16 protein-coding genes are annotated in these 17,057 nt (G+C 40.1%); 9 read left to right on the forward strand and 7 right to left on the reverse strand.

Annotation, left to right across the window (positions count from 1 at the left end; translation table 11 throughout):
• Window positions 1-14 precede the first annotated feature (14 nt).
• The 4 genes from H8796_RS13465 (at window position 15) to H8796_RS13480 (ending at window position 2,751) form a co-directional block, all read left to right on the forward strand.
• Window positions 15-1,028 (forward strand): CdaR family protein, encoded by a 1,014-nt coding sequence (locus H8796_RS13465; RefSeq protein ID WP_117931900.1) that lies wholly within the window; start codon window positions 15-17, stop codon window positions 1,026-1,028.
• Complete coding sequence (gene coaE / locus H8796_RS13470) at window positions 1,018-1,635, forward strand: dephospho-CoA kinase (protein WP_117931901.1); 618 nt, start codon at window positions 1,018-1,020, stop codon at window positions 1,633-1,635. Before H8796_RS13465 ends, coaE begins: the two co-directional genes overlap by 11 nt.
• A gap of 20 nt (window positions 1,636-1,655) precedes the next feature.
• The gene (locus tag H8796_RS13475) at window positions 1,656-2,084 is read left to right on the forward strand and encodes a DUF5606 domain-containing protein (protein WP_117931902.1); all 429 of its coding nucleotides are present in this window, start codon (window positions 1,656-1,658) and stop codon (window positions 2,082-2,084) included.
• Between the two features lie 418 nt (window positions 2,085-2,502).
• Window positions 2,503-2,751, forward strand: a complete 249-nt coding sequence (locus H8796_RS13480) for a hypothetical protein (RefSeq protein ID WP_004309790.1) — start codon at window positions 2,503-2,505, stop codon at window positions 2,749-2,751.
• A 56-nt stretch (window positions 2,752-2,807) separates the two neighbouring features.
• Here H8796_RS13480 and clpB read toward each other — a convergent pair whose 3' ends face one another.
• Window positions 2,808-5,396: an ATP-dependent chaperone ClpB gene (clpB, locus tag H8796_RS13485; protein ID WP_117931903.1), complete on the reverse strand. Its 2,589-nt coding sequence runs from the start codon at window positions 5,394-5,396 to the stop codon at window positions 2,808-2,810.
• 233 nt (window positions 5,397-5,629) lie between these two features.
• Window positions 5,630-7,258 carry a plasmid pRiA4b ORF-3 family protein gene (locus tag H8796_RS13490; RefSeq protein WP_117931905.1) on the reverse strand — a complete coding sequence of 543 codons (1,629 nt, stop codon included), beginning with the start codon at window positions 7,256-7,258 and terminating at the stop codon, window positions 5,630-5,632.
• Between the two features lie 170 nt (window positions 7,259-7,428).
• Here H8796_RS13490 and H8796_RS13495 point away from each other — a divergent pair, with 170 nt between their 5' ends.
• Complete coding sequence (locus H8796_RS13495; RefSeq protein ID WP_004313961.1) at window positions 7,429-8,013, forward strand: DUF6621 family protein; 585 nt, start codon at window positions 7,429-7,431, stop codon at window positions 8,011-8,013.
• A gap of 60 nt (window positions 8,014-8,073) precedes the next feature.
• Entirely contained in the window at window positions 8,074-8,970 is an 897-nt protein-coding gene (locus H8796_RS13500; RefSeq protein ID WP_117931907.1) for a LysR substrate-binding domain-containing protein, read from the forward strand.
• Here the strand turns inward: H8796_RS13500 and H8796_RS13505 are convergent, their stop codons facing one another.
• Both H8796_RS13505 and H8796_RS13510 read right to left on the reverse strand, forming a co-directional pair.
• Window positions 8,971-10,692 (reverse strand): ATP-binding protein, encoded by a 1,722-nt coding sequence (locus H8796_RS13505; protein WP_187343807.1) that lies wholly within the window; start codon window positions 10,690-10,692, stop codon window positions 8,971-8,973.
• A gap of 320 nt (window positions 10,693-11,012) precedes the next feature.
• Window positions 11,013-11,657 (reverse strand): HU family DNA-binding protein, encoded by a 645-nt coding sequence (locus H8796_RS13510; RefSeq protein ID WP_049703183.1) that lies wholly within the window; start codon window positions 11,655-11,657, stop codon window positions 11,013-11,015.
• Window positions 11,658-12,217: 560 nt separating this feature from the next.
• Here H8796_RS13510 and H8796_RS13515 point away from each other — a divergent pair.
• The 3 genes from H8796_RS13515 (at window position 12,218) to H8796_RS13525 (ending at window position 14,143) form a co-directional block, all read left to right on the forward strand.
• Window positions 12,218-12,637, forward strand: coding sequence for a DUF1810 domain-containing protein (locus H8796_RS13515; RefSeq protein WP_178286710.1), 420 nt, complete (start codon window positions 12,218-12,220; stop codon window positions 12,635-12,637).
• A gap of 16 nt (window positions 12,638-12,653) precedes the next feature.
• Complete coding sequence (locus H8796_RS13520) at window positions 12,654-13,028, forward strand: YccF domain-containing protein (protein WP_008021320.1); 375 nt, start codon at window positions 12,654-12,656, stop codon at window positions 13,026-13,028.
• Between the two features lie 122 nt (window positions 13,029-13,150).
• Window positions 13,151-14,143, forward strand: a complete 993-nt coding sequence (locus H8796_RS13525; protein WP_004312517.1) for a YeiH family protein — start codon at window positions 13,151-13,153, stop codon at window positions 14,141-14,143.
• 120 nt (window positions 14,144-14,263) lie between these two features.
• On the opposite strand, the gene recA is transcribed toward H8796_RS13525, so the two are convergent.
• The 3 genes from recA to H8796_RS13540 are packed head-to-tail and all read right to left on the reverse strand — an operon-like array spanning window position 14,264 to window position 17,002.
• Window positions 14,264-15,298 (reverse strand): recombinase RecA, encoded by a 1,035-nt coding sequence (gene recA / locus H8796_RS13530; protein WP_004302078.1) that lies wholly within the window; start codon window positions 15,296-15,298, stop codon window positions 14,264-14,266.
• Between the two features lie 26 nt (window positions 15,299-15,324).
• Entirely contained in the window at window positions 15,325-15,780 is a 456-nt protein-coding gene (gene bcp / locus H8796_RS13535; protein ID WP_004312515.1) for a thioredoxin-dependent thiol peroxidase, read from the reverse strand.
• Between the two features lie 28 nt (window positions 15,781-15,808).
• Window positions 15,809-17,002 (reverse strand): saccharopine dehydrogenase family protein, encoded by a 1,194-nt coding sequence (locus H8796_RS13540; protein ID WP_004312514.1) that lies wholly within the window; start codon window positions 17,000-17,002, stop codon window positions 15,809-15,811.
• Between the last annotated feature and the right edge of the window lie 55 nt (window positions 17,003-17,057).

Below are 17,057 nucleotides of genomic sequence, written 5' to 3' on the forward strand. Positions count from 1 at the left end.
ATAAATAAGTGCCTATGTTTGATCGTAGGAAAATAGAATATACATATTTAAAACTATCAAAGAAAATTAAGGATTTTCTGCTCAGTGATAAGAGCAGAGAGTTCTTAATTTTTTTATTTTTCTTCTTGATAGCCGGTGGATTTTGGCTGCTTCAGACTTTGAATAGTGACTATGAAGCGGAGTTTTCCATTCCGGTACGAATGAAAGATGTTCCCAATAATGTAGTGTTGACTTCGGAACCACCTTCTGAACTTCGCGTCAGAGTGAAAGATAAAGGTACGGTGCTTCTCAATTATATGCTGGGGAAAAGTTTTTTTCCGGTAAATATAGGTTTTCTTGATTATAAAGGAAAAGATAATCATGTGAAGATTTACGCATCTGATTTTGAGAAAAAGATATTGAGCCAATTGAATGTGTCCTCCAAAATTCTTTCAATCAAGCCGGATACATTAGAGTATATCTATTCTGAAGGAAAGTCTAAGTTGGTACCTGTCCGCTTTCAGGGAAAAGTGACAGCCGGACTTCAATATTATGTATCAGATACGATTTGTAATCCGGACTCTGTATTAGTTTATGCTCCGGAAGGAATTCTGGATACTATTACCACCGCATATACTCAAAAGATAAACCTGGAGAATATTTCAGATACAACCCGGCGACGAATTCCGCTGAATTCTGAAAGAGGAGTGAAGTTTGTTCCGGCTTCGGTAGAAATGACCTTTCCGGTAGATATTTATACGGAGAAAACAGTAGAGGTGCCATTGCACGGAGTTAATTTCCCGGCCGATAAGGCATTACGTACCTTCCCTTCCAAAGTTCAGATTACTTTCCAGGTGGGGTTGAAGCGGTTCCGCAGCATAAAAGCAAGCGATTTTATCATCAATATTTCTTACGAAGAGTTGTTGAAGCTCGGTTCTGATAAATATACGGTTAAATTGAAGTCGTTTCCGAGCGGAATCAATCAAATTCGTATTGTTCCTGAGCAAGTAGACTTCTTGATAGAACAAATTACTTCTAATGTCGATTAAGATTGGTATAACCGGTGGTATTGGTAGCGGGAAAAGTGTGGTTTCCAGGTTATTTGGAATAATGGGAATTCCTGTTTATATTTCAGATATAGAAGCAAAGCGTATCACGCAGACAGATCCGGTGATTTGTCAGGAACTTTGTGCGCTGGTCGGTCAGGATGTATTTCAAAATGGTGTGTTGAATCGTTCTTTGCTGGCATCCTATATGTTCGGTCATCCGAATCGTGTGCAGAAAGTGAATGAAATTATTCATCCACAGGTGAAAGAAGATTTTCGTCGGTGGGCTGCCCGGTTTGGGGGTGAACAATTGGTAGGTATGGAGTCTGCCATACTTGTGGAAGCCGGTTTCAGGAGTGAAGTTGACTTTCTGGTTATGGTGTATGCGCCACTGGAAGTGAGAGTGGACCGCGCCATAAAGCGAGATTGTTCATCGAGAGAACTGGTGATGAAGCGTATTGAAGCACAAATGAGTGATGAAGTTAAGAGAAGTCATGCTGATTTCGTGATAGTCAATGATGATGAAACACCGTTAATTCCGCAGGTTTTGGAGCTTATTTCTTTGCTATCTAAAAATAATCATTACCTTTGCTCCGCAAAAAATAATTAATAAATAAAAGGATATATACTATGTTGAAGACTATCTTGTCTATCTCAGGTAAACCGGGATTATACAAACTTATTTCGCAAGGAAAAAATATGTTGATTGTTGAATCAGTCAATGCTGAGAAGAAACGTTTCCCCGCTTACGGTAATGAAAAAATTATTTCTTTGGCCGATATAGCAATGTACACAGACGATGCAGAAGTTCCTTTGTATGATGTGCTGGAAGCTATAAAAGAGAAAGAAAAATCAGCGCAGGCTTCTATCGACCCGAAAAAAGCTACTCCTGAACAATTGCGTCAATACTTGGCTGAAGTATTACCTAACTTTGATCGTGAACGCGTATATGTAGCCGATATCAAAAAATTGGTAGCTTGGTATAACATCTTGATTTCTAATGGAATCACAGAGTTCAAACCGGAAGGCGAAGTTAAGGAAGAAGCAGTTGCAGAATAATCTGTACCGTTTATTTAATTAAAAATAGAGAACATGATAATCATTTAAAATGGTTATCATGTTTTTTCGTATAAACACTTGTATGTTCAGGAAAAAATTAGTATTATTTGGGTAATCTTTTACTAAAATAAATATCTTCTACTTATATTGTAAATAATGATGCTTTTTTATGTATCTTTGTCGCTGTTCACTATTCTTGGGAATAGCAGTAGTGAACGGTGAATAACAATAGAGAACAAAAGCGTTATAAAGATATTATTCAAGACTTGAGACCTGGACAATATTGAACTACTTGAGAATGATGTTTAAACGCTCGTGTTCTGCCATGTATGTAAATATGTGGTATTGAACATTAGTTGTTTTGCATGATTTAGCTGGTAGATGTCTAAAGCGTCAAGGGGGATATTTGATGTAGGGTATGGAGACAATAACAAATAAAGAAGTAAACGTCCGTTTGGACAATGAAAAAGGGACATTATGCCTGACAGGTTTGTTGGCAGGTACAATGGTATTCCTTTACGATTCACAGGGAGAATTAAAAGGCAAACATAAATTTGCTTTGCCTTCATTGACTATGGAAATCCCTCAACAGGGTACCTATGTTTTGGTAATGAGCCATCCGAACTGCCAACCGGAAGTCCGGAGATTTACATATTCAGGGATATAAATAATGCCGGTATGCTTCTTATTAAGCATACCGGCATTCTATTTAAATGGAAACTCTTAATTTCTGAATACCAATCCGTCTCCACCAGCGTCAACGGTAATTGCTTTGCTACGGTCGACTTCCTGGGAAAGTAACTTTTTGGATAGATCGTTCAACAGATAACGCTGAATAGCCCTCTTTACCGGACGAGCTCCAAATTCAGGATCATATCCCACTTGAGATAAGAAGTCCAATGCTCCTTCCGTCAGTTTTAGTTCCACTCCGTTTTCGGCAAGCATTTTCTGAATTCCCTTGATTTGTAAGAGTACGATCTGCTTGATTTCCTTTTCATTCAATGGTAAGAACATGATCGTTTCATCAATACGGTTCAGGAATTCCGGGCGAATCGTCTTTTTCAACATATTCATGACTTCCTTCTTCGTTTCTTCGATTACTTCTTCCTTATTGGAACCATGCAACTTCTCCATCTGACTTTGTATATAAGAACTGCCCATATTTGAAGTCATGATGATAATGGTATTTTTGAAGTTGACCACCCTTCCTTTATTGTCAGTCAGTCGTCCGTCATCCAATACCTGCAACAGAATATTGAAGACATCCGGATGAGCCTTTTCTATTTCGTCAAACAAAACAACAGAGTAAGGTTTCCGCCGTATAGCTTCTGTCAACTGACCGCCCTCATCGTATCCAACATATCCCGGAGGCGCTCCGACCAGACGGGAGACACTATGCTTTTCCTGATACTCACTCATGTCGATACGAGTCATCATCGTTTCGTCATCAAACAGGAACTCTGCCAATGCCTTTGCTAATTCGGTCTTACCTACGCCGGTGGTTCCCAGGAAGATAAATGACCCGATCGGACGTTTCGGATCTTGTAATCCGGCACGACTACGGCGCACAGCATCTGCCACCGCTTCAATTGCTTCGTCCTGACCAATTACACGTTGATGAAGTTCTTCTTCCAAGTGCAACAGTTTATCTTTTTCACTTTGCAGCATCTTGCTGACAGGAATACCAGTCCAGCGGGAAACAACATCCGCAATATCTTCAGCGTCTACCTCCTCCTTAATCATGGCTTTATCGCCTTGCATATCACGCAGTTGTTTTTGAGTATCTTCTATTTCTTTATCCAAAGCCTGAAGTTTGCCATAACGGATTTCGGCTACTTTACCATAATCGCCTTCACGTTCGGCTTTTTCTGCTTCAAATTTAAGATTCTCTATCTCAACCTTGTTCTGCTGGATTTTATCCATCAGCGTTTTCTCACTTTGCCATTTAGCTTTAAAGGACTTTTCCTGTTCTTTGAGCTCGGCCAGTTCCTTACCGATAATTTCCAGTTTCGGTTTATCGTTTTCACGTTTGATAGCTTCACGCTCAATTTCCAACTGCTTGATTTTACGGGAAATTTCATCCAGTTCTTCAGGAACGGAATCTACTTCCATACGCAGTTTGGCTGCGGCTTCATCCATTAGATCAATGGCTTTATCCGGCAGGAAACGGTCGGTGATGTAACGGCTACTCAATTCGACGGCTGCAATGATGGCATCATCTTTGATACGTACGTGATGATGGTTCTCGTAACGTTCTTTCAATCCACGAAGGATGGAAATGGTACTCAAGTTATCCGGTTCGTCCACTTGCACGATTTGGAAACGACGCTCCAATGCTTTATCCTTTTCGAAGTATTTTTGATACTCGTCGAGGGTTGTTGCTCCGATGGAACGTAGTTCTCCACGAGCTAAGGCGGGCTTTAGAATGTTGGCGGCATCCATGGCACCTTCACCTTTTCCGGCACCTACCAGCGTGTGAATCTCATCAATGAACAGAATAATATCACCTTCTGATTTCTTCACTTCATTGACAACCGATTTCAGTCGTTCTTCAAATTCACCTTTGTACTTTGCGCCGGCAACCAGTGCTCCCATATCCAGTGAATAAACTTGTTTGTTCTTCAGGTTTTCGGGCACGTCTCCGCGAAGGATACGATGTGCCAAACCTTCTACGATAGCCGTTTTACCGGTACCCGGTTCACCAATCAGAATCGGGTTGTTCTTTGTACGGCGGCTCAATATCTGTAATACCCGGCGGATTTCTTCATCACGTCCGATTACGGGATCCAGTTTTCCGCTACGGGCAGCTTCGTTCAGGTTGATAGCATACTTTTCCAATGATTGATAAGTATCTTCACTGGATTGTGATGTAACCTTTTCTCCTTTTCTCAATTCGCTGATAGCGTTGCGCAATTCTTTTTCCGTCATACCGGCATCTTTCAAGATCGTGGAGACGGTACTCTTAACAGTCAGCAATGCCAGTATGATAGGCTCTAATGAAACAAACTCGTCGCCCATTTCTTTAGAATACTGTGTTGCTTTCTGCAAAACTTCGTTGGATTCACGACTTAGATACGGTTCTCCGCCGGATACTTTCGGCAGGGAGTCGATTTGCTTGTCGACCACGAGAGCTACTTGCTGTCCATTCATACCAAGTTTTTGGAAGATGAAATTAGTGACGTTTTCGCCTACTTTCATTACTCCCTGCATGATGTGGACAGGTTCAATGGCTTGTTGTCCCCGGCTTTGTACCAGGTTTACGGCCTCCTGTACCGCTTCTTGAGATTTAATGGTAAAATTGTTAAAGTTCATATCTTTGTTCTCCTTTCTTATTTCACGTTTTTAATAACACCTAAAGGGGCTCAAAAGATTTGCCAAGTATAAAAATATGACAAAATAGCATGAGTATTAAGGAGTTAAAAGACAAAATGACCTTTTTTATCTAGATATGACTGACGAATTTACCATATACTCCACAGAATAGGATGGGCTTCAGAATAAAATGGGTTTTCAATGAAGTCTACTATTCTGTGGAGAAACAATTGTTAGAAGATTCTTATCGGGAAGTCTCTAAGCTCTCTTTCTACTTTTTTTGCATTAAATTTGTGTGCGTTGAAATTCTTTCCCAACCATTCCCGATATTCTTTTGCGGCTTTTGAGTGTGGTTGTTTTAATGCCTCCAACATCTCTTGGTAACCATATATTCCTCCGCAATCTTCGGGCGGACATGCATTTGCTCCGTCTATGAGAAAGACGCCTTGTGTTTCGTCCTTTTTATATGCTTGTTGTGATTCCAGGGTAATCCGATGCATCCAGCTATCTCCGAAATCATATTCATATTTAATATGTGAGCCTTTTCGGGTAAGGATCTCTCCTAAAGAGAGAGAGTAGGAGTTGACTGTTTTAACGGGATCAAACAAAAAATCGTCATCGGATTCTTCGGTTGTATATATTGTTTTCCCTTTTTGAAACAGATGCAAGTGATAGCCTTCCCAACCCATTGCGGTATTTATGACATCCGCAAAACTTTCCAGACGGATGTCGGAAGGGACTTCCACTATACGATATATTTCCGGGTCGGAATCAATCAAAGAAATTTTTATATTGAGTTTTTTAGGGGTTTGTTCTCCAATGTAGAAAGAGTTGTCGTATTCATCATCGTCAAACTCGTCATCGTATTCTTCATCAAATTCGTTATCATCAAATTCATTATTCTCATTGAAGGCAAAGAACTCATTCAATAAGTTCATTAGTTCTTCCATACTGTCCACTTCCAATCCCTTCAGTTCTGCGTGTGGCATTTCTTTTTTTATCTCTTTGATTCCTTTTCTCGTTAATGTATTGGGTATTTTGAATCGTTTATAGATTTTTTCCAATATAGGCAACGTTTCTATGGCACGGATATTCATCAACGTATTTGTGATATAGTCAATTATCGCGATATTATTATCTTCCCCACGCTCAAACTGATCGTAATAAGAATTCAATAATTGGCAGAACCAGTTAATAATTTCCAATCTTCGTTCAGGGTTGGTTATGGCAATTTGTGCGACAGCACTACAAATATCTTCTTTTCCGAAAGGAGCGATTCCGTCTTCATTCATGAAACTAAGTAGCAAAGGCAATTGGTTCTGCCCGAGTTGGTAAATGATGGCAATGGTGGCTTCATCCTGTACGAGGTGGCAATAGGAAGCGAGAAAAGTCGGACTTTGCCGCATTATTTCCAAGATGACATTTAAAGAAGATTCCATTCGGTAATGTTCCATTGCCCAGTAGATATACCATAACTTAAAAGGTCTGTCTTCTTCTTTTGCGTTTTCGAGAGGTCCTTGATAATGGATAAATAGATGCAGGATAAAGTTGCGCAAATCTTTTTCTAATTCGGCAGCGGGTACTGTCGTGCAATCTTTTTTAAACTCGTCAAATGGGTAGTCTTTGCATGTCTGCATATCCCAAAGCCTTTGCAGGTAAGCTGCAATGGGGGTTGCTTCCGAGCTATAGTCTGGATGCTGATAGTGATAGAAAGCTTCTTCCATTTGTTGGTAGATTTTTTCTAATCCGTTATTGCTTAATATATCTATCACTTCCTGTTGTTCTTCGGGTGTAAACAAGTTTAATACTTCGGTCATAATCGCATCGAGATCAATCGAAGTTTGTTTCTTCTTTTTATTCATTATCGTGTCATTTAATAAATTTGTCAATTTTCTCCAAAGGTACGCCTCTTTATTGAGTAATAGCCTGACAAATTCTCTTTTTTTTAAATATTCTTTCCGGAGAAGATAAGAAAGTTTATCTTTGCCCTATCGTAGAGAGTAAATCTGTTTTCTAATTGACGACTAATGATATGAATGATAAACCACAAATAAAATTATCAGAGACAGTGGTGCTGATTGATGCCGCTTTCCTGAATTTTGTAATTACGGATATGAAGAGATACTTCGAAGAGACTTTGCAACGTTCTTTACAAGAGATAGATCTTTCGATGTTGACTACCTATCTGACTTTGGATGCAGGGATTGCGGAAGGAAAAAATGAAGTGCAGTTTCTTTTTGTTTATGATAAAGAGTCGGGTAATCTTGCGCATTGCCGGCCTTCTGACTTGGAGAAAGAGTTGAATGGAGTTGCTTTTCAAAGTCCTTATGGAGAATATTCGTTTGCCAGTGTTCCGTCGGAAGGGATGGTGTCGAGAGAGGACTTGTTTTTAGACTTATTATCCATTGTAGCCGATTCGGCCGATGTGAAAAAAATGATTCTGGTATCTTTCAATGAAGAATATGGAAAGAAAGTGACTGATGCTTTGAATGAAGTACAGGGCAAGGAGATTGTCCAATTCCGAATGAACGAACCGGATACTCCGGTAGCTTATAAATGGGATATGTTGGCTTTTCCTGTCATGCAGGCTTTGGGAATCAGAGCCGATGAATTATAGCCATAGCTACCCATTTCAGTCATTAATCGCTAATCACTAATAAGTTAATCACTATTTTCCATGTCCGATTTTCGTTTAAAAGTATTTCAGAGCGTGGCGAAGAATTTAAGTTTCACGAAGGCTTCGCAAGAGCTGTTTGTCAGTCAGCCTGCTATCACTAAGCACATTCAGGAACTGGAAGCTTATTATCAGACTCGTTTGTTCGATCGTCAGGGCAGTAAGATCTCGTTGACTAAGTCCGGAGAACTATTATTGAAACATAGCGAAAAGATTTTGGACGATTATAAACAGTTGGAATATGAGATGCATTTGTTGTATAATGAATATATCGGCGAACTGAAACTGGGTGCCAGTACTACGATTGCGCAATATGTACTTCCTCCTTTGTTGGCGGATTTTATAGCCAAGTTTCCACAAATCAATCTTTCTTTGATTAATGGAAATTCCCGGGGAGTGGAAGCTGCTTTACAAGAACATCGGATTGATTTGGGATTGGTTGAAGGAATCTTCCGTTTGCCTAATCTGAAGTATACTCCATTTTTGCAAGACGAACTGGTTGCCGTGGTTCATACCCATAGTAAATTGGCTGTTTCGGATGAGATCGCTCCGGAAGATTTGCCAAATATCCCCTTAGTTTTGCGGGAGAGAGGTTCAGGAACGTTGGATGTGTTTGAACGTTCCCTGTTACGCCATAATTTGAAACTATCTTCTTTGAATGTATTGATGTATCTCGGTAGTACGGAGAGCATCAAGCTTTTTTTGGAACATACAGATTGTATGGGAATTGTTTCTATCCGTTCTGTTTATAAGGAACTGGTTGCCGGTAATTTTCGTGTGGTTGAGATAAAAGGAATGCCCATGCAGCGCGAGTTTAATTTTGTGCAACTGCAAGGGCAGGAGGGAGGTTTATCTCAAGCTTTCATGCGATTTGCCGGGCATCACAGTAAGAGTTTGTAATCAAACCTCTTCCATACGGACTAATTCCCAGCCGCAGAATTGTATGACAATGCAGTGAAGTTGAGTTCCCTGACATAGTTGGCGAACTTTCGGACCGGCAGCATAACCATGAATTTGTTCAACGGCTTCCTGCCATTGTGCGGTGCCTTGGGTGTCGTATTTTTCTTTCGGCAGATATTTTAATTCCAAGATATAGCTATGCGCTACTTCTGCGTAACGTTGCAGATCGGGCATCAGAAACATATCGCAAAAGCCGTGATTCAGTTCTACTTCAGGCATTGTGAGGTAGTAGGCGTTCACGCTAAGGTAAGCGGTGAAGAATCCCTGAATGTTACGTTCGCCCTCAATGCTGCTGCGTACGGAAGTATTCTCCTTATAAGCTTTGGCTATGAATTCCAATGCCGGTCGCCATTGTCCGTCAAAAGCCATATCATTGAATAAAATCTCTATATCTATCAGGTTGATATAATGGTGATTCTGATATTCTTCCAGGATATATTCATAATATTGTTTACGGACATTCGTGTTGGGAATTCCCAGGATAGTCAGATTTCCACGTGTTCCGATGATAGTTAGCATACCATAATAAAATAATAGACTGGGGAATATTTCCGGATTCGTAATTTGATCGGCAGAAAAAGACTGGTATAGGTTAGTCATGATTTTCCCTTCTTCGGCAATTCGTTTGATAACACCTTTGCGGTTACCGTCAAGACGGTCAAGCTGAATCAGTTTTTTCATCTTATTGTAGTCCGTACGGGTATTAGGATCAATCATCTGTTCAGGAGATTTATTTAGTTGGATGCGATTGCGTAGATAATAAAGCACCATATCACAATTGAACATCTTTGGATCTTTATCTAAGCTTTCTTCTGCAAAACAGTAATTGTCATACCATGGCTTCATCTCCTGAATCATTTCTTCAATGTCTCCTTGTAACAGCCCTGCTTCCTGATAATATCGGAACATAGTGCGTACGTCTTCTTCAGAAAATCCCAGCATCTGGTTAAACAGTGGATTAGTGCTGATGTTCCAACCTATGTTATATCCGCTTGACAAGTCGTCCAAAGTTACGGGGCTGACCCCAATCATGAATATACGGTCGAACATTCCTTTATAATTCTTGAAGGTATCTCTGTAGAATCCGCTGGCATGGATGATGGCGTGGTATATCTCATTTCCTTTCTCGTTGAGTACGACATTTGTGAAATTGTCATACTCATCTATAATAAGGTATAGGGGATACCCTTGACGGCGTGCTTCATCGTCTAGTATATGCAGTTTATTAATCCCTTTTTCCGCTGTGCTGAAGCGCTCAATAAACTCATCCGTGTAGTATTCACGATAACGGTTCAGGAAGCCATCCAGTTGCACTGCGCTATACGAATCAAATCTTTGCGGCAGTTCATCAATGTTGCCGCCAATCTTGGAAAAGTCAAGATAAAGCATCTGATATTTGCCTTGAAGCGGAGTTGCATTCTGCCCGATCCAGAGATTCCCGAAAAGTTTCTGGAACTTATCTTTCTGTGAAAGGTCATAATATGAACGGAGCATGCTTAGTAGCAGGCTCTTGCCAAAACGTCTCGGACGGATGAATATCAGATAGTTGGCTTGATCTTCCAACATGGGGATATACATTGTTTTATCCACATAATAGCGGTTTTGCGTGATTACATCCTCAAAATTGGACATACCATAAGGAATTCCTTTTATTGTTCCCATGACTTTTTCAGATTGTTTCTTCTTGTTTTCCAAACAATTAACTACCAAAGATAGTTTTTTTGAAATGGATATTCCATTCTTTTGCGCTTATTTTTTATCTAATTATAAACGCAGTTTTTAACGTCAGAGATTATCTTCTACTAAAAAAGAAAAAACGTTTTTATTTCTCATATTCTCATGATTTTACATTAATCAGCATATAATCAGTGAATTATAGTATGAGAAATGCTTTTAATAAATCGCATTTCTCATCATTTCCGGGTGAAATAAGCCTTAAAAACAGTTATTTCTCATACTTTTTCAAGTTATTTCTCATACTATTATTGCCCTTCTTCGACTATTTTCTTCTTTGTATATACCCTATGTGTTCCTCTTCCGGTGATTTCTATTCCCGAATCGGGTTGATGTCCCCATTGTCGCAGTTCAGTGGTTGCTGCTGTTTGTAGCAATCCGGTTAGTTTCCGATATTCCCAAACGGTCAGGAAAGGATGTTCGTCGAGGTACTTTAGGGCTAATGCCAGTCGTTGTTCCGGTGTGAATTTATTCGAGGATTTTTGCTTTTTCCAAGGAGCTCTTTCCAACCGGCATCTATCGCTGATATTTCTTACCATTTCCCTGTCTACCCGGAAATTAACACCTCCTATAAAAATACTTTGTGCGTTGCGGTGTTTTCCACCTTCTTCCGCATCTTCCCGTTCCTTGTCTCTGCCTAAGGTGAGCGATGGAGTGAATGTACCTATCCCGTCTATCTTTACCGAGCGTCCTTCTGCCATCAGGTGTGCCATTTCAATAGCCGTTTGAAGCAGTACGCCTTCTATGTCTCCGGCACTGAAACCACTGACATCGCCCACCCGTCGCGCCAACTCTTTTATGCTTGCATTGTCTATCCGTGCAAACTTCGGATATGTAATTCTTTTGCCCGTCTTTTGTATGTCGGGCATCTCCTCCATAATGTATCGTGCCATACTATCTGTTGTTTAAAGTATTAATAGATAAGTTCTTTTCTATTGGAAGTAAACTTCCTTTCCTCTAATAGAAAAGTTCCTTTGGGTTAAATGTAAACTGTAAACGGAAGTTTTGTTTTTATAAATGCAACTTGCGTTTATAAAAATGAAAGTTCTGTTTTTATAATCAAAACTTTCATTTATAGTTTGCTATTACACAAAGGTAAGTTATCTGTTCGTCAAAAGCAAGTTTATCAGTAATAAAGAATAATTTATTTGTTAATAGACTGGGGGAGGAGTAATAATGAATGAGGTAAAGAGCAATGATGTACTGATTCTGAAAGGAAGTTGATTGATTTAGTCAGGTTGAGAGAGTGTTTGTCTTATCTCTTTTCTGTATTTTAGCGGTTCGGATTTTTTTGTATATATGACTCAAGTTTCGTATATGAAACAAAAAAGCTATATTTGTATTCGGGTATGAAACAATATGTGATGTGGATAAGGAATGGATAAAGTTAATAATTGCTGATAATCAATAGCATGTAAAGAAAATAATATTTATTTTAAGCAAAAATATGAATATGCCAAACTATAATTTGCAACGATTCTTGGACGCGCAGCAAAGCGACTATGAACAAGCCCTTACAGAAGTGGGAAACGGGCGGAAATATTCCCACTGGATTTGGTATATATTTCCTCAACTGAAAGGGTTGGGCATGAGTTATAACTCCCAGTATTATGGGATTAGCGGCAAAGAAGAGGCAGAAGCATATCTTACCCATCCGGTTTTGGGAGAAAGGCTTCGTGAGATAACGTCAGTTTTTCTTCAATTGAAAAATAAAACGGCACAGGAGGTTTTTGGTTCGTTAGATGCGATGAAAGTATTATCATGTATGACGCTCTTTAATGAAGTCGCTTCAGATGATTTGTTTCAGCAAGTGATAGATCGCTATTATCAGGGTAAAGTGGATGAGACAACAAAAAGAAAATTGGAAAAATAACTAATACAATTTATATATGGGCTGTTTAATGAATTTATTGTGGTTGTTGCTTGGTGGTATCTTTACTGCTGTTGAATACCTCATCTCAAGCATATTGATGATGCTTACCATTATTGGTATTCCGTTTGGTATGCAAACCTTGAAACTGGCAGGACTTGCTTTGTGGCCTTTCGGTAAAGAGGTAAGAAGTGGAAACCGCTCTGGCGGTTGCCTTTATATATTGATGAATATCCTGTGGATATTTTTGGGTGGCATTTGGATCTGTCTGTCCCATTTGGTTTTTGGGGCTATATTGTGTATAACCATCATTGGTATTCCTTTTGGCTTACAGCACTTTAAATTGGCAGCTTTGGCATTATCACCTTTTGGGAAAGACATTATAACAGTGTAAGAGTAGTTGTAGGGAAGCGTATGCTTATAATTAAAAGTTATAATGCATAATTAGAAACTATTGGCGGGTCTTGATTGTTTACCGTACCTTTGCACCCGGAAAACAATTAAAGATAAAAAGATATGATTTCAACAGCTACAAAAACTTTGCAGGCAAATAATAAAATGATTTATGTTGCACTGCTTTCTACTCTGACTTTCTTTCTTTTTTTAGACTATATTCCAGGATTGGAAGCATGGTCGGCTTGGGTAACTCCTCCGGTTGCTTTGTTCCTCGGACTTATTTTTGCATTGACTTGCGGACAAGCGCATCCTAAGTTTAATAAGAAAACCTCTAAATATCTGTTGCAATATTCAGTTGTAGGATTGGGATTTGGTATGAATCTTCATTCTGCTTTAGCTTCCGGTAAGGAAGGTATGGAGTTTACGGTCATTTCAGTGATCGGAACCTTGGTAATAGGTTGGTTTATCGGACGTAAGTTGTTCAAGATTGACCGTAATACAGCTTATCTTATCAGTTCGGGAACTGCTATCTGTGGTGGTAGTGCCATTGCGGCTGTGGGACCGGTATTGAAAGCGAAAGATAGTGAAATGTCTGTAGCACTGGGTACTATCTTTATCTTGAATGCTATCGCACTTTTCATTTTCCCCGCCATTGGTCATGCATTAAATATGGATCAGCAACAATTCGGAACATGGGCGGCCATTGCCATTCATGACACCAGTTCTGTAGTAGGTGCAGGAGCTGCTTATGGCGAAGAAGCATTGAAAGTGGCAACCACTATTAAACTGACCCGTGCGCTTTGGATTATCCCGATGGCTTTTGCTACTTCATTTATATTCAAGAGCAAAGGACAAAAGATAAGTATTCCATGGTTTATCTTCTTCTTCGTGTTGGCATTGGTAGTAAACACTTATTTGCTGGATGGAGTACCACAATTGGGAGCGGCTATTAACGGTATTGCCCGTAAAACTCTGACGATTACCATGTTTTTCATCGGTGCTTCTCTTTCTATTGATGTATTGAAAGCAGTTGGAATAAAGCCTTTGGTTCAAGGAATTTTGCTTTGGGTAATAATCAGCTTGAGCACATTGGCATACATTTATTTTGTATAAGAGGAAAAAAGAGAGAATTATATAAAAGAGAAAAAGGTGGGAGAATGATCGTAGTAAACGATTTTCTCCCACCTTTGTTTATTCAGTTTTAGTCTGTGGATAAAGCAGAATTAAAGCAAATTATTTCTTCTTCAATTCTTCGAAGATCAATCCTTCCAGTTCTTCAGCCAGTTCAGGATTATCCATAATACATTGTTTGGCGGCATCACGTCCTTGTCCTAACTTAGTATCATTGTAGCTATACCATGAACCGCTCTTCTTGATGATTCCCAGGTCAGCACCCAAGTCGATGATTTCTCCGGAATGGGAGATACCTTCACCGAACATGATGTCAAATTCTGCTCTGCGGAAAGGAGGTGCTACTTTATTCTTCACCACTTTCACCTTAGTCAGTTTACCGAGAATCTCTTCGCCATCTTTGATCGGTTGGCTACCACGGATATCCAAACGTACAGAAGCGTAGAACTTCAAAGCGTTACCACCGGTTGTTGTTTCCGGGTTACCGAACATAACACCGATCTTCTCACGCAACTGGTTGATGAAAATACAAGTAGTACGTGTCTTGCTCACAGCAGCTGTCAACTTACGAAGTGCCTGCGACATCAAACGTGCCTGAAGGCCTACTTTGTTGTCACCCATGTCGCCTTCGATTTCCGCTTTAGGAGTCAGTGCGGCTACAGAGTCAATAACGATGATGTCGATAGCAGAAGAACGAATCAGTTGTTCCGCAATCTCCAACGCCTGCTCTCCGTTATCCGGTTGAGAGATATAAAGATCATCGATATTTACGCCCAGTTTAGATGCGTAGAAACGGTCGAAAGCGTGTTCGGCATCAATAAAAGCAGCGATACCGCCGGCCTTTTGTGCTTCAGCAATGGCGTGGATAGCCAATGTTGTCTTACCGGAAGACTCCGGGCCATAGATTTCGATGATTCTACCTCTAGGGTAACCTCCAACGCCAAGTGCCACATTCAGGGCAATAGAGCCTGTCGGGATCACTTCTACTTGTTCAACACTATCATCACCCATTTTCATGATAGAACCTTTACCGAAGCTCTTTTCTATCTTTTCCATGGCAGCCTGTAAGGCTTTTAGTTTTTCGCTTGATGCCATTTTATTATCTGTTTCAAAATTAAGTTCGTCTTTTTTTGCCATACCTTATTCTTATATAATTAATGGAGTTATTGATTTAAAATCTGTGAGGCATGTTCTTTGGTCTTCACTTCTTTGGGAGTGATAATCCGTTCTACGATTCCCTCTTCATTTATCAGGAAAGTAGTGCGGAAAGTACCCATGTAAGCACGTCCGTACAGTTTCTTTTCTCCCCATACTCCAAATTCTTCTACTAATTTTTTGTCAGTGTCAGCAATCAGAGTGAAAGGAAGATTGTTCTTTTCGATGAATTTCTGGTGCGACTTTTCATTGTCTACGCTGACACCGATTACTTCATAGCCGGCTTTACGTAGTTCGGAATAGTTGTCGCGCAGGTTACACGCTTGTGCGGTGCAACCTGATGTACTGTCCTTTGGGTAGAAGTACAACACAATTTTTTTTCCTTTATAAGCACTTAATCGGATTTCTTCGCCTTTCTCATTGATACCCAAGACTTCCGGTGCTTTATCTCCTACGTTTATCATAACTTTCTTTTAATGAATAGGTGTACGCTTATAATTCCAAATCCTTGTCGAACTCTTCATGCCAGGGAAGACCTTGCTTATTGAGTTGTTCCATGAACGGATCCGGATTGAATTCTTCTACATTGTTTACACCCGGACGATTCCATTCGCCTTTGAAGAACATCATGGCTCCAATCATTGCCGGAACTCCGGTGGTGTAGCTTACTCCCTGCATACCGGTTTCCTGATAAGCTTCCTGGTGACTACAGTTGTTGTATACATAGTAAGTACGTTCCTTACCATCTTTCAGACCACGGATACGGCAACCGATAGAAGTTTCTCCTTCGTAGTTTTCTCCTAAATCCTGCGGGTTAGGCAATACAGCCTTCAAGAATTGCAATGGTACAATCTTCATTCCGTTGTAATCAACCTCGTCGATTCGTGCCATACCGATGTTTTGGATAACGCGTAAATGAGTTAAATACTCCTGTCCGAAAGTCATCCAGAAACGTGCACGTTTGATAGTCGGATAATGTTTCACTAAAGATTCCAGTTCTTCGTGATAAAGAAGATAAGAGTCGCGGGGGCCGATGTTCGGGTATGTCAGGTCTTTGTGGATTTCCAACGGACCGGTAGTTACCCATTTGCCATTTTCATAATAGCGTCCGTTCTGCGTAATTTCGCGAATGTTGATTTCCGGATTGAAGTTTGTAGCAAAAGCCTTATGATGGTTACCTGCGTTGCAGTCTACGATGTCCAGATATTGAATTTCATCAAAATAATGTTTAGCTGCATAAGCAGTATAGATACCGCTTACTCCCGGGTCGAATCCGCAGCCGAGGATAGCTGTCAGACCTGCTTCTTTGAAACGATCGTGATAAGCCCACTGCCAGCTGTATTCAAAATGAGCTTCATCTTTCGGCTCATAGTTGGCGGTGTCCAGATAGTTCACTCCGGCTTTCAGACAAGCTTCCATAATCGTCAGATCCTGATAAGGGAGAGCCACATTAATCACCATTTCCGGTTTGAAATCGTTGAATAAGGCTACCAGCTCCTCTACATTGTCTGCGTCAACTTTAGCTGTTTTTATATTGGGGTTACCTATTGCCTCGACGATTTTATCGCATTTCTCTTTCGTACGACTGGCAATCATGATATCTGTAAATACATCGGCATTTTGTGCCACTTTGTGTGCAACGACAGTGCCAACACCGCCTGCACCAATAATAAGAACTCTACCCATTTCTGTATTTAATGAATTATAATTTATGATTTATTGGTTTGGCAAATATACGTGA

This window comes from Bacteroides sp. M10, assembly GCF_014334015.1.
Lineage (GTDB): Bacteria > Bacteroidota > Bacteroidia > Bacteroidales > Bacteroidaceae > Bacteroides > Bacteroides intestinigallinarum.

Bases quoted from the DNA above. Each gene is read 5' to 3' on its own strand.
- H8796_RS13465 (WP_117931900.1), top strand. From the start codon at position 15: ATGTTTGATCGTAGGAAAATAGAATATACATATTTAAAACTATCAAAG.
- coaE (WP_117931901.1), top strand. From the start codon at position 1,018: ATGTCGATTAAGATTGGTATAACCGGTGGTATTGGTAGCGGGAAAAGT.
- H8796_RS13475 (WP_117931902.1), top strand. From the start codon at position 1,656: ATGTTGAAGACTATCTTGTCTATCTCAGGTAAACCGGGATTATACAAA.
- H8796_RS13480 (WP_004309790.1), top strand. From the start codon at position 2,503: ATGGAGACAATAACAAATAAAGAAGTAAACGTCCGTTTGGACAATGAA.
- clpB (WP_117931903.1), bottom strand. From the start codon at position 5,396: ATGAACTTTAACAATTTTACCATTAAATCTCAAGAAGCGGTACAGGAG.
- H8796_RS13490 (WP_117931905.1), bottom strand. From the start codon at position 7,258: ATGAATAAAAAGAAGAAACAAACTTCGATTGATCTCGATGCGATTATG.
- H8796_RS13495 (WP_004313961.1), top strand. From the start codon at position 7,429: ATGAATGATAAACCACAAATAAAATTATCAGAGACAGTGGTGCTGATT.
- H8796_RS13500 (WP_117931907.1), top strand. From the start codon at position 8,074: ATGTCCGATTTTCGTTTAAAAGTATTTCAGAGCGTGGCGAAGAATTTA.
- H8796_RS13505 (WP_187343807.1), bottom strand. From the start codon at position 10,692: ATGGGAACAATAAAAGGAATTCCTTATGGTATGTCCAATTTTGAGGAT.
- H8796_RS13510 (WP_049703183.1), bottom strand. From the start codon at position 11,657: ATGGCACGATACATTATGGAGGAGATGCCCGACATACAAAAGACGGGC.
- H8796_RS13515 (WP_178286710.1), top strand. From the start codon at position 12,218: ATGCCAAACTATAATTTGCAACGATTCTTGGACGCGCAGCAAAGCGAC.
- H8796_RS13520 (WP_008021320.1), top strand. From the start codon at position 12,654: ATGGGCTGTTTAATGAATTTATTGTGGTTGTTGCTTGGTGGTATCTTT.
- H8796_RS13525 (WP_004312517.1), top strand. From the start codon at position 13,151: ATGATTTCAACAGCTACAAAAACTTTGCAGGCAAATAATAAAATGATT.
- recA (WP_004302078.1), bottom strand. From the start codon at position 15,298: ATGGCAAAAAAAGACGAACTTAATTTTGAAACAGATAATAAAATGGCA.
- bcp (WP_004312515.1), bottom strand. From the start codon at position 15,780: ATGATAAACGTAGGAGATAAAGCACCGGAAGTCTTGGGTATCAATGAG.
- H8796_RS13540 (WP_004312514.1), bottom strand. From the start codon at position 17,002: ATGGGTAGAGTTCTTATTATTGGTGCAGGCGGTGTTGGCACTGTCGTT.